The organism is Shewanella olleyana, from assembly GCF_023283825.1.
Classification (GTDB): Bacteria; Pseudomonadota; Gammaproteobacteria; order Enterobacterales; family Shewanellaceae; genus Shewanella; species Shewanella olleyana.
In genome coordinates, this window is sequence record NZ_JAKILD010000049.1 from 1 (window position 1) to 13,810 (window position 13,810).

Annotated in this window: 7 protein-coding genes; all 7 read right to left on the reverse strand. The window is 40.4% G+C overall.

Annotation, left to right across the window (positions count from 1 at the left end; all coding sequences use genetic code 11):
* Positions 1 to 250: 250 nt before the first annotated feature.
* On the reverse strand, positions 251 to 2,173 hold the full coding sequence (locus L2735_RS19465) for a bifunctional diguanylate cyclase/phosphodiesterase (protein ID WP_248986249.1): 1,923 nt from the start codon (positions 2,171 to 2,173) through the stop codon (positions 251 to 253).
* An 8-nt stretch (positions 2,174 to 2,181) separates the two neighbouring features.
* Entirely contained in the window at positions 2,182 to 2,892 is a 711-nt protein-coding gene (locus L2735_RS19470; RefSeq protein WP_428848338.1) for a transglutaminase-like cysteine peptidase, read from the reverse strand.
* 26 nt (positions 2,893 to 2,918) lie between these two features.
* Positions 2,919 to 3,515: an OmpA family protein gene (locus L2735_RS19475; RefSeq protein ID WP_248986250.1), complete on the reverse strand. Its 597-nt coding sequence runs from the start codon at positions 3,513 to 3,515 to the stop codon at positions 2,919 to 2,921.
* A complete protein-coding gene (locus L2735_RS19480; protein ID WP_428848339.1) occupies positions 3,515 to 4,885 on the reverse strand; it encodes a TolC family outer membrane protein in 1,371 nt (456 codons plus the stop codon). Before L2735_RS19480 ends, L2735_RS19475 begins: the two co-directional genes overlap by 1 nt.
* Positions 4,886 to 4,959: 74 nt before the next feature.
* On the reverse strand, positions 4,960 to 6,342 hold the full coding sequence (locus L2735_RS19485; protein WP_248986252.1) for an HlyD family type I secretion periplasmic adaptor subunit: 1,383 nt from the start codon (positions 6,340 to 6,342) through the stop codon (positions 4,960 to 4,962).
* Entirely contained in the window at positions 6,339 to 8,516 is a 2,178-nt protein-coding gene (locus L2735_RS19490; RefSeq protein WP_248986253.1) for a type I secretion system permease/ATPase, read from the reverse strand. Before L2735_RS19490 ends, L2735_RS19485 begins: the two co-directional genes overlap by 4 nt.
* Before the next feature lie 89 nt (positions 8,517 to 8,605).
* Positions 8,606 to 13,810 (reverse strand): Ig-like domain-containing protein (locus L2735_RS19495; RefSeq protein ID WP_248986254.1); only part of this gene is annotated, 5,205 nt, incomplete at its 5' end.

Genomic DNA, 13,810 nt, shown 5'->3' on the forward strand with positions numbered 1-13,810 from the left:
TTTTTCTGACTTTGATAATTTAACTAGTTCAATAGGTGTGTAGTTTTTCAAAGAATAAAATGATTTGGAAATGATGAACACATTAGATCATAATTAATTGCGGATTGGTATAATACCAATCAGCATAAGAATGATCACTTATTTATCCCGATTAGTATAGGCTGAATTCGTTGAAGCTCACATAAAGCTATAAAGCCCTAAAACAGCAAAGCCATGCTTTGGCATGGCTTTGGTTTATAAACTTTTAAGCTTAAAAAGTAATGGCGATAGGCGGGGCAATAAACCCTTGGTAGGCATCTAAGCGCATAGATGCAAAACGCTCTAGCTGGGTTTGTTGTTGGATACCAGTGACAATAACTTGAATATCTAAGCCCTTAGCAACATTGGCGAGTGCACGACAAAGTTCGGTATTGTGTTGATCATCTTCCATATAAGCAAAGGATTGATCTAGTTTCACATAGCTTGGTCTTAGACTTTGTAAGTAGCTCATCGAACCAAATTGGCGACCAAAATGATCAATACCAAATTTTGCGCCATTATCTCGAATGATATTACATAAGTTTTCACAGTTTTCTAAATCACTGTAAACACTCGCTTCAGGGATCTCAAAACACATTCGCTCCGGAAAACTGCAATTACGTAGAAGATTTTGAAGCCAAGTATGAAAATGAGGATCACTGATACTTTGGAACGTTAAGTTTATCGCGAGTGGTTCATAGTTTCGCTCTAATAAGCGATTCTCAGTGACCGTTTCGATTAAACATTGATCCAGCAATGTACCTAAAGAAAGCAGCTCTACATATGGCATAAATTGGCCAGCATGCTGAAGCTTATCATTTACCTGAAGCTGACAATAAACTTCACGTTGGCAAACTTCTTCATTTTCAGTGAGTAATATCGGTTGCCATCTAAACTGGAATTTCTTGTTCTGAATTGCATCCGTTAAGTTGTCACGCCACTCTTCTCGGCTAAATAGTTGATGTTCAGTAGATTCAAACCAATGGAATACTTTATTGTCAGTTATTGACTTCTGTAAGGCGTTATCAGCTTGAGCCAGAATATCACTGACGGTCATATGACCGCTGCGCTCAGCCACGCCGATTGCAAAACCTTCATTGGGTTTACAACCCGCTTTTGAGATCTCTTTATTTAATGTTCTGAGTAAGGTTTGCAGGTATTTAGTGAGTTGATCATGTTCTACATCTGTAACTAAGAAAGCAAACTCATAAGCGGCAATTCTTGCAATAACAGAAGGAGATACTTCATCTAAATAATGCTCGAGTTTTTGTGACAGTAACTTAATGGTCTCATCACGGACTTGATAGCCGTATTTACTGTGCACTTCTTCTAACCAATTAAATTTAGCTAAGAAAATAGCCCCGCTGCTTGGTTCAGCTAACCAACCATTGATTCGACTCACCATATATTGGCGATTGGGAAGGCCTGAGACTTGGTCTACGAGGTTTTTCTTACGCAGTGCAGATACTTCTTCGTCTAAAGAGCTAAAAACTTGCTTTAGTTGAGCTGACATACTGTTAAATGCGCTAACAAGCTCTTTTAACTCCATGGTTTTTGGCGAAGGCATATCTGGGCCAAATTGGCGATTGGCAATTTGTTGTGCGTGTTTGGATAGTGTATTAAGTGGTTTGAGAATATAACTTAGGCCAAAACGAGCGCAGATAATTGCCAGTAAAAACAATATCGAAAAAATAATAATAGTGTTAGAAATAATTCGCCATAATTCGTGATAGCCAAATCCAGGATGAGCGGTGATTTCTATTTTTGCGAGCTGTAACCAGCCGGAGGTAATCACACTTTCTTTGGTAATCGTGCTAAACAGGTTTAAGTCGATGAACCATTGAGGCACGCCCTCAATGCGAATGGCGTTATTCCATACTTGCTGCTTACCATCAACTAACCATGTGAGTCTTATTTGTTGGTAATATCCGCCTTCAAAAATCACGTTAACTAATGTCTCTGCTGCAACATCATCGCCATTCTCTAGAGCAGGAACCAGCATAATACCTAATGAATGACTGGCATTATTAAGATCAGATTCCATTTGTTTGACAAGAAAATTTTGGGTTTCAGTAAACTGCACATAGCCTAAGCTAGTGACTACCAGTAAAAATAAACCAAAAAGTAACGCATAGATTTGACGAAAAAGGGTCATCTTGGCCACTACTCCATTTTTTGCTTGGGTTGACGTAATCGGTCAAGACCCAACCTAAGTTTTAAATCATTCCATTTTTCAAGGCGTGACGAAGAACCTGCCAATACGCCTCGACCTTTCTCTTTATTGAGCCATAGCTGTTTACCGTTAAAGCTATAAACAGGTAATAAATCGGCCCTTTGTGTTGCAGGCTTTATAACGGGATCAAGGTTATCAAGCACCAGTGGAACAGAACCTGGTGTTTCATAGTAAGCCAATACCATATGGTACTGATTTACGGATGTTGCCTTTACCATAGTAATTCTGAGTTTATCTTCAGGGATCCCAACTTGTAATAAGGTAAAGTATTTTGCGATAGAAAAGTCTTCGCAATCTCCGGCATTAACCCCAATAAATTCCATTGGCGAAGCCCAGTAATTAGACTCTCCCCAAAGTACGGTATCATCGACAAATTTAAATAAATTAAAAAAGCCGTTCACTTTTTCTAGCTTGGCAATATCATCAAGTTTTTGAGCATCATTAACTATTTTAAACCAAGCTTTAGCTCGTTTACCTGCGCGATCACCATACTGGTTCGACAAAGCACTAATTGTTTTTTGAGGATCAATTTGTGCAGGGGCTGCGGCAAAAAGACCTGATACGATAAATACCGACGCCATTAAGGGGTAACGGTATAAACATCTTAAACTGACCTTGTAAGTTCGCCCCTTACCCTGCAAAAATTAACTCCTTTGAGTGGTAAACTTTACTGATCAACAGTATAAATATGCCACTTCATATCGGTTTTAGTGTCATCGCCAGTGACTTCAGCCATGACGCGTCGGTTGGCTTCATTTGCCTCAGGGGTTTCACTTAAGTCAATGGGTTGATCATAACTAAACCCTGTAGCGGTTAAACGTACCGAGGCTATACCAAAAGTGTCAGACAGCACTTTAACGACATTGTCAGCACGAGCCTGTGATAACGCTAAATTATGTTCATATGAACCTGTTCTACTGCAATGCCCCTCTATAGTAACAAGAGTATTTGGGTACATTTTCATCAGCTTAGCGACTTGCTCAATTTGTTGGTAATAACGTGGATTGATATAATCAGAGTCGTTTTCGAATAATATTTGTAGCTCTTGTCGCTCATTAATATCACTAACAGTTGGGCAGCCATAGTTATCAATTGAGGCACCCATTACGGTTTCTACGCAACGCTCTCTCGCCATAATAACACCATCATTATCGTTATCATTGAGATCGAACGCTTGCTTTGTCTGACCATCCATTGACACAATATCGCGCATTGAACAACCTACAGTGAGTGACATCGCGAGCAGTAAAATTAGATACTTCATTATTTTACTCCTCCTTCATAGTCACGCTCACCTTGCCAAACATCGGGGCGGGTAACTCGTAATGAGTCAAGCAGCTGGCCAGTGGCATTCAATAAACGATACTTTGCAATTGTTTCATCAAACTCTGTTTGCAAGTAGTCTTGTCTTGCTTGAAATAATTCATTTTCTGTATCAAGTAGATCTAATAAGCTACGTTGCCCTAGATTGAATTGTTGAACATAGGCCACCTGTGTATCTTTTGAAGCAATGACATGATCACGAATGTATTGCTTTTGTGGTGCAAGCATTTCATACGCATTCCAAGATAGGTGTACACCTTCAACGACTTGACGATGTGCGCGTTGACGAATTTCTTTAGCTTCATTGATTTTATACGCAGCTTCTTTCTCTCGGGCTAAATCTTTACCCCCTGAGAATAAGTTGTACTTAACGCGAACCATACCGACTAGATCATTACTGTAACCGTTTACGTATGGGTCTAACGTTGTACCAGTTCCGTAACCATCTTCGCCATCAACATCGTTATTCCAATTACCATTTAATTCTAATGAGAATTTTGGATAGTAATTAGATTGTGCTGAACTACGCTCTCTATCTGCAGCTTTAATATCACTGCTGGCAGATTTAAGAATAGGGTGGTTTTCTTGAGCCATAACGATACTTTCAGCGACATTCTGTGGCAGTAAATCCACATCAGGCACAGGCACAATTAAATCATCAGGTGTTTGCTCAACAATTCGAATATATTGAGCTCTAGCATCCGATACGTTATTTTTTGCAGCCATAACATTGGCATTTGCCCGAGCTAATCGGCCTGATATCTGCGATAAATCAGCAATAGAACCAAGACCAGACTCTGTACGTTCTTTTATTTGCTCATATATATCTTGATGGCTTTTGAGGTTCTTTTCAGACAGTATTAATAATTGCTCTGCCTTAATAAAGTTCATGTAAACTTTACTGACTTCTAGTGCAATATCTTCAGCAGCTGCAAATAATGCCCACTGCTCAGAACTTGCTTCAAAAGAGTAACGGTCTACTTCACTGCTGGTATAGAAACCGTCAAATAGCATTTGTTTAATGCTAAATCCTGCTTCTCCTCGTTCTAACTCCATAACGCCTTCATCTAGGTTTTCGTTACCCGCTTGTCTTTTACGACGAGTTGAAGGGCTATCAGTTTGTTCCCATCCATAGGCCCCTGTTAAATCTACAGTTGGCATATAACCAGCAATGGCTTGATTGACTTGTTCTTCGCGAGCTTTAAAGCGATTAAACGCAATTCTAAGCTCAGGATTGGTATCCAAAGTATGTGCAACGGCCTGCTCTAACGACTGAGCGCTAAGCATAGGTGTTACAAATATTGCTGACATTGCCAATGCGATAATGTTTAATCTACGGCATTGGTTAATGTTGATTTTCATGTAAAAAACCCTCCCGGTTTTTACTAATTCTCTCTAAGTGCTGTTTCTTTTGCCCGTAAAATCGGGTTCAATATATACTCAAGGATAGTTCTTTTTCCGGTAATGACGTCAACAGAGGTGAGCATTCCCGGAATAATTGGCATCTTTGTACCATCATTTTTTATTAAATTTGATTCTTCTGTTCTCACACGAATAGTGTAAAAACTATTACCTTCTTCATCCTGACTTGTGTCAGCACTAATGTGCTCAACTGTGCCTTTTAAGCCACCATATCGGGTAAAGTCATAAGCGGTCACTTTAACGATTGCGGGCAAACCAGGATGTAAAAAGGCAATGTCTTGTGGAGTTATTTTGGTTTCTATGAGCAATTGATCTTCAGATGGAACAATCTCAATAATTTCTTCACCGGGCTGTACTACGCCACCTAGAGTGTTTATGTGTAAGGTTTTAATGGTTCCGTTTACTGGCGAAGTAATAACCGATTTATTGATTTTATCGAAGGCACCAATTTGAGCTTGGTTCATTCTTGAAAGCTTAGTCTGCATTTCGTTTAAGCTGGCACGTAAATCCGCGGCATAAACAAATACAGCTTCGCGACGCTTAAGAATCGCTTCGTCCATTGAGGCTTTAAGTTTTGGGCGCAGTAGGCGCATTGTTTTCAGTTCACCTTGAATATCGTTAACTGTTCGCTCAAGTTTGAGTAACTCAACTTCAGGTACAATTCCTTTCTGAGCCAATGGTTTAGTTAGCTCGAGTTCTCGGGATATTAACTGAAAACTTTTTGTTAGGGTGGTAATTTTAGAGCTTAGCTCTTCAGTTTCTTGCTGACGCTGTTGAATTTGGCGAACCAGAATTTCAAGCTGATTACTTAAATTGTCTAATCGCCCTGCATACTCTTCTTGCTGATTTTTAACTAACGCGGGTTCTTGTTGGATGATGTCATCAGAAAAAACCAGAGGTTTTTTGGTGATTTTTACTTGCTCGCGCCAGTTCGACGACATATCTGAAATCACAATGCTATCGAGTTCAGCACGCATACGAATGACGTTAGTTTGTAAGCTATAGACTTCTTGTTCTTGTTGAGCGAAGTCAGAACGAAAACGAATGTCGTCGATTTTTACTAAAGGTTGATCTTTAGTCACAATCATGCCTTCTTGGATATAAATCTCTTGAAGCACGCCGCCATCAAGGCTATCAATTAATTGGATTTGTGAAGAGGGGATAACTTTACCCATGCCTGATGTCACTTGGTCTAACTCAGAAAAATAAGACCAAATAAAAAAGCACACTACCATTGCCGCAAGTGACCAAATAATTAAGCTATGGCCACGGGGGGCATCAGTCATCATGGCGCCATATACATCATCAACCATGTCTAAATCATGACTTGTTAACTTATTACTCATGAGGAGCGCCCTCCTGTGAGTAAGCCATTATTGAGCTTTTCAATCACAGTGTCTTTAGGCCCATCGGCAACTATATGGCCTCTATCAAGTACAATAATGCGGTCAACTAATCGTAACAAATGCATTTTATGAGTGATAAGCAACAGTGTACGGTCTTTACTGACATGTTCCATTGAGCGAATAAATTGTTTTTCTGCTCTAGCATCTAGGCTTGCCGTTGGTTCATCCATTAATAAAACCGGTGGATCGTTCAAAGTCGCACGGGCGAGGGCAACTGTTTGGCGTTGGCCACGACTTAAGGACAAACCACCTTCACCGACTTGTTGATCAAGCCCCTCAGATTCAAGGTTAGTGAACATGCTGACGCCTGAAAGTTGTACTGCTCGTATGAGTTGATGTTCAGTCACTTGGCGAGTGCCAAATAAAATATTGTCTTTGATTGAGCCGTGAAACAAGGTGACATCTTGGGGTAAATAACCAAAGTTACTACGTAAGTCACTCGGATGAATTTGGCCTGCATCTAAACCGTCATAGCGAAGACTGCCTTGAGTCGGTTTATATAAGCCGACGAGCAATTTGGCTAAAGTGCTTTTACCTGAGCCATTTCTGCCAATAATGGCGACACGCTCACCGGGATTAATACGCAGTGATAATGGATGCAGCACAGGCTTCTCTGCTTCAGGAAAGCTAAATGCCACGTTATCGGCATCAATTTTACCATTTAAGCGTTGTTTGCTGATGAGGTGACCTTTATTTTCAAACTCTTCTTCCTGGTTCATTACTTCATCAAGTTGGCGCAGAGAGCTTGCTGTTTGGTTACCGCGGGTGATTAAGCCTGCAAGTTGTGCCATAGGTGAAATTGCACGGCTTGAGAGCATCACTGCCGCAATAATCCCACCCATTGATATATCATTTTCTGCTACGCGATAAACCCCTAAAATCACGACACAAACAACAGTAAGTTGCACTACAAAGTTCGCTACATTGCTAACTGAGTTCGATAGCTTTTTAGATTTAAGCTGCCAGTTAGCCGTATGACCAATCATTTGTTGCCAGCTTTTTTGCACTAGTCCTTCAGCACCATTAGCTTTAATTGATTCGAGTGCAGTTAGACTTTCAATTAAATGGCCATGTTTGAGACTAGAAAAACGATTGGTTTCTTCAATTGCCGCTTTTAGTTTTGGCTGAATATATAGAGTGAAACCTATGATGATAATGCCGCCAAGAACAGGGATAATGGCCAAATCGCCGGCGACAATATAAATAATAGTGACAAATAATAGCGCGAAAGGAAGATCGACTAATGTGGTAATCGTTGCTGAGGTGAGAATTTCTCGGATACTATCGAACTCACTCAATTGGCGCGCCATTCCCCCAACACTAGGTGAGCGTTTCGATAGTGGGATACCAATAGCTTTGGCAAATAATTTCGAGGACACAATGATGTCGACTTTTTTACCGGCCACATCGATAAGGTAGCTACGAAGTTGACGCAGTATCAAGTCAAACAAGTAAGCAATACCTGCACCAATAGCCAGCACCCAAAGTGACTCAAATGCTAAGTTTGGTACGACTTTGTCATACACATTCATGATGAATAATGGTGACACTAAAGCAAATAAGTTGACTAAAACAGATGCGATTAATGCATCACGGTATATGGGAGCAGAATCTTTAATGCTCTGGAGTAACCAGTGAGTGCTGTTATCGTGAATGTGGACATCGAAGCTGTTATCACCACGAAACTCTTGTTTCACTAGAAATAAATAACCAACATACAGCGTTTCTAACTCTTCAACGGTCAGTGTTTCTTGACCACCGCTTTCTGGAAGCTGGATTACAGCTTCATCAGCATCGATATCGATACGACGAAGAATGCAGGCTTTTTTATCTTTAAGCAGCAAAATACAGGGCAGAAGAATATCTGAAATTTGGTTCAGATCTTTACGTGTTAGTTTGGCTGATAAGCCACCTCTTGACGCGGCTTGAGGAAGTAATTCAGGCGTGATTACAGCACTAGTCAAAGGCAACCCTGCCGCAAGTGAGTCACTTGAGCAAGGAGAACCAAAATGTTCAGTCATTAATACTAAACAATCAAGTAATGGATCGACCGTAGTGCGTTGCGAGGCCGAAATAGTCCATTGCTCTTGATTATCAGAGACAGTTGCTGGCACGTATTACTTATCCTTTGTAATTATAATTATGTTAGAAACAATGTGCTGACGCTAACATATTACTACGAAGCGTCAACAAATTGTTGTATTTAAGGAATAATATTACCATCCTGGACAATTTCCAATGGATCAACAGCTGCGACATTTTGTGCTGGAGAGGCATCTGCTCCATCGACGATTAACGCACCATCATCTAATAGGCCATTAATAATTACGCCATCATCAGTACTGCTATACACGTCTGTTAAATCAACGCCATCTAGTACAATGTGTTGCTCGAATACGCCATTGTTATCGGCATCGATATCAATGGTTGTATTGGTCCCGTCACTGCTAAAGTTAAGCATGCTGTCTAGGCTAGCAAGGTCCTCATTAACTAATAAGTCTCTTAAGTCTAAACTGTCTTTACTGGTATCAAAGTCAGTGATGGTATCAGTACCAATGTCATTGGCATTCCACACAAAGGTATTATTCCCTTCACCACCACTTAAAGTATCATCTCCTAATCCGCCACTTAATAGATCGTCTCCCAAACCACCTATAAGAATGTCGTTGCCATCACCGCCAATGAGGACATCATCGCCAGCACCGCCATCAAGTATTGCATCCGCAAAGTAGATACTCCCCGTGGCACCACTAGCACCATCAGATATATAAGTACCAGTTTGAGTTGTTCCATCGCTTAAGGTAATTGTGAATGTAGTACCAACTAAACTTGCGCCAGTGTCATTACCTAAATTGTCGGTATCAAATGCAAACCAGAATTCATCTCCATTAGTGAAATCTCCAGCACTAAATACTGCAGTTAAGGTGCCGTTATCAGCGGTCATGTTGGCAAATATATTGGTATCACTGTCAGTTATACCAACTGAATCTGTCCCTTTGATAAAGTTGGAGTCAGATATATCAACTGTAGCATTAGTATCACCACCACCTCTGAGGTTAATATCTATTCTGGTGATAGATATTCCTGCAGCGAGTAATGCCGCTTCAAAACCAAACTGGTTGGAAGCGTTGTAAGTATTTCCTGATTTTACAGTAGCCTTGATTTCAGAAAATTGAGAGTTTCCAGCGACTGATGTAGCAAGAATTATGTCATTTTCATGTGTACCAATTAATACATTTGAATTCTGATAATCTACGATTACTTCTGCAGTATCCGAGGTACCGTTAGCTGATAAAGTGTATTCAAAGCTGTCACCATCATTTGCATTGGTAACGGTTACAGAGTCGTTTGCAAGGCTAGTATTACCAGCACTGCCGGTAGTGACAGAACTTAATGAACCATTATCGGGTAATGCGTCGCCATGGGTGAGATACTCAGTCGAAATCGTTAAATCACCTTGCGCTTGATTAGTTATGACATTGTTTACGTTTGCATCTAATGACGCGTAATAATCAAGATTAATTTGCAGAACCAAAGAAGCTGAGTCGCCATCATTATCTATAATTGTGACATCAATTGATTCTTGCTCATTGAGTACATTTGTTGAAGCATCTAGAAGGTATTCGTACTCGCCTGTTGTGAAGTTAATCTCAAATGTTGCTCCTAGATTAGTAGTGATCACTTTAATCGGATTCGAAGCATCATAAGTATAAGTGGTACCGTCAACCACTATAGATTGAACATGACCACCATCAGCACCAACGAGAACGCCAGTCGCGGAGTTACTGATAATGCCTAAATTACCTACAACAGTATTTGAATCGAAGAAATCTAAAATAGTGTTGGTAAGGTCATCGGCATCATTAACAATAATTGCATATTCCTCGCTACCATCGTCCGCTTCAGGGTAAGCAATAGGCAAAAGCGCATCTAAACTAGCATTACCAATTCCTATACCAAATGAGATGTCATAGTTGCTATCTAAATATGTTTGCCATTGACCTTGTAAGGTGGCGTCAACTTCATTACCTGATGTAGGAACGCCATCAGAGATGAAATATACAAAGTTCTTATCTGCGTCAGGAATAGCACCGCTACTGATAACATTTTGTAGTGCGGCTTCATAATTAGTTCCACCGCCAGCTTGCAGACTGTTTAAGTATTCGATAGCACCGTCAATATCATCGATTATCCAACTTGAATTTGTTGCTGAACTTGAATAAGTCACGATTTGAATATTCACATTACCTGAAGCATCGACTTCATTAATGAGAGCTGTTAATGACTCAATTGCTGTTTCTAGGTATGACTTACCATTACCAGCACTGTTGTCCATACTGCCTGATACATCCAGGATGAAGGTCAAGTTAGTGCTTAATGTTTCTGCATTGGTTTGTAGGTTCTGAGTAATATTTTCAACGACTGGTGCATCATCGATGATAGTGATTTCGAGATTTGCGCTACTCGTCGCTCCAACTCCATTTTCAATGGTATAACTGTAATTTTCTAATACTGACTCACTGGTTGAATTTGTAGCTGTGAGTTCATATTGATAATCACCAGTTCTGAATCCATTACTATCATCTGTGTAAACAGTCAAAATCCCGTTAGTTGTTGTTATGGTGATGACACCATTAACAGGAGTCACTCCACCTAGCTCAGTAATAACCGTTGTACTACTAATTCCCGAATCATTATCAAGAATATTCCCTATGGAAATATGGCTATCACTGGATTCTTGAGTACCGCCAGCTAAGCCAGATTCAGATACACTGAAAGCATTGTCAGTAGCAATTGGTGTAGAGTCTTGGTCAATAGTTAGAATTGCATTGGTAGTATCACCGTCACTATCCGTAAGCTCATAGCTAAATGCCTCTGCAGCAACAACACCGTTACCAATCGCAGAAGCAGTAATAGAATTTAAGCTAAAGTTACTGCCACTTGGAGCTGTAATAACAAGATATTGGAACGGTGATGAAGTTGAAATATCAAGACTATTTGATGTTACAGTTCCTGAATCAACAAGAGTGCCGTTTTCATCATAAACAGCCCAGTTTACTTCATCGGAACCATTTACATTTTGAAGAGCAACTTCGAGGTTGTTAAATGGTGCTTCAGTGCCTAGATCTATAACTAATTGCTCACCGTTTCTTATATTAGCGTCGCTAGAATTTCCAACGCCAATTCTATTAGAACCATTATTACCTACATTTGCCCCTGGAGTTCCAAGGTTGTTTAAGTCAAAGCTTACACCACTTGCAAATCCATAAAGTGATACATCATTGTTACTAACTAAATCACTGTAGGTATGGGTATTAATCGTTGTATCAGTTTGTGTTGATTGGTATTGATAACTACCATCTTGATTGATAGTCAAAATACCTTTGTCAGTGGTAATGGTTAGGTTGCCGTTAGCATCAAAGCCGTCGTAGGTGACGTTATCAAATGTAACACTGGTTAGTTGTGTTGTGTCAGCTGCTATAGAGTCCACTCCTGAACCATCAGTTCCAGCACCAGTAATTACATCACCGAATGCTAAACCGCCAAAACCGACGTTATCAGTATCATCTTCAGCGATTGGTGCCGTATCGTTTACATCGATTAACACTTGGGTCCAGGCAGAGTTGCTTGTACCGTCATTAACCTGATAATAAAAACTATCGACTAAGGTGTCGTTACTTGAATGGTCCAAACTTAATGGGGCAGTGTAGCTGTAACTCCCATCATTATTAATTGTGATCGTGCCACCAAGTGTTGTGGTAAAGCTTTGGCCTGCTTGTGTCGCATCGATACTATTAGTATCAGAGTTGCTAGGAGCAAAACGAGTTACAGTTAGGCTTTCATTTTCTGGGTCGCTATCGTTAGTAATGAGGTCTAAAGCATCAAATACAATAGATTCACCCTCAACAACAGTTAATTGATCTGCACTTGGCTCAGGAGCTAAATTCACGCCCACAATATTAATCGTGACAGTTGCAGTATCCACTGCACCATATTCGTCTGTTAGGGTGTAAGTGAACGTATCCGTATCCAGTTCGCCAGCAGTTAAGTTGTCAAATGCGCCGTTTACATCATAAGTATATGTGCCATCTTCATTAATAATGATAGTTGCACCGCTTGCTAGAGTCACTTGTTGTCCATAAGTGTAGGTTAAGCCATTGATATGAGTAAGAGCAAAATCATGATTCTGCGCATCAGTGTCATTGGCAAATAAACCTTCAGCTTCATCGGTTATTTCAAGAATAGAATCTTCTTGAACAACATATGCATCAACTAAGGCTGGACCTGTAACAGTTACAGAGTCTAGGTAGTAATCAGATGAGTCTTCTAAAGCGACTCCACCATTTGCTTCACTGATAGTTGGCGCTGCTTCAAATACCAACTGATCAAATACTTGATTGCCAGTGTTGATTGTAAAGGTGCCAGTTGTACCAGTTGATGTTGTAAAGGTTTCTGTAGCAACTAACTGACCATTGTAATAAGCATACCAAGTGCCTTGCTCACCGCTATTTTCATCGGCAAACATTCTAGAAACACTGAATGTGGCTTCATTTACAAGCCCATTGAAGTCAATAACTATTGCTTCAGAGGTGCCGGTCGCTGAATCATATTCTATTTGATCTGCAATCTGGCCTGTAGTTCTTGGTGAGCCGGCTACGCCTAATTGATTGTCTGCACCATTGATGGTGATTGAACCAACGGTACCATCTCCATTTCTAGCAGAAATAGTAAAGTCAGCTTGGCCATCAGAATTAGTTGGGCTTACCCAGTTATTTGCTGAGTCGGCTGTAGTGGTGAAGATTGAGCCTGCTAAATCATCGACGGCATCGACGCTATTATCTGCAACTGTTAGATTTTCACTATCACCACTACCTAAATTGCCTTCTAAATCAGTATAAGTATCATCATTAACTGTGATACTCGCAGGCCCCGAATAACCATCTGATGGTGTAAATGTTGCTGTCCATGTTTCACCGCCATCAATACTTACTAGGCCAGTTAGAGTGCCGCCTGAAACAATAATATCGTCAGCTAAATTGAAGTTTGTAATTGCTTCGCTGAATGTAAAGGTAACTAGGGTTGATACACCAAACTCAAGAGTTGAATCTGCAACTGTAATATCAAGCGTAGGTGCAGTTGCATCCAATTTTTCAGTGTCGTTGGCAGATAAATCCTTACCGTTCGAATCAGTTGCGGTCGCCACGACAGTGATGTCGCCATCAACGAGAGTCGATAAGTCGACATCATCAACTGAGTAAGTACCATCTGCACCGACTGCCACATCATTGATGGTGAGGAAGTTACCTTCAATATCGGTAATAACCAGCGTGACTGTGCCACCGTCTGGAATATCTTGTGAAGTACCTGTGATGTCACCTAAGTTGCCCGCATCAATCACTAAATCAAC

What these genes read in the sequence shown, in the direction of transcription:
- L2735_RS19465 (WP_248986249.1), bottom strand. Translation starts at nt 2,173, where the DNA reads ATGACCCTTTTTCGTCAAATCTATGCGTTACTTTTTGGTTTATTTTTA.
- L2735_RS19475 (WP_248986250.1), bottom strand. Translation starts at nt 3,515, where the DNA reads ATGAAGTATCTAATTTTACTGCTCGCGATGTCACTCACTGTAGGTTGT.
- L2735_RS19480 (WP_428848339.1), bottom strand. Translation starts at nt 4,885, where the DNA reads ATGTCAGCAATATTTGTAACACCTATGCTTAGCGCTCAGTCGTTAGAG.
- L2735_RS19485 (WP_248986252.1), bottom strand. Translation starts at nt 6,342, where the DNA reads ATGAGTAATAAGTTAACAAGTCATGATTTAGACATGGTTGATGATGTA.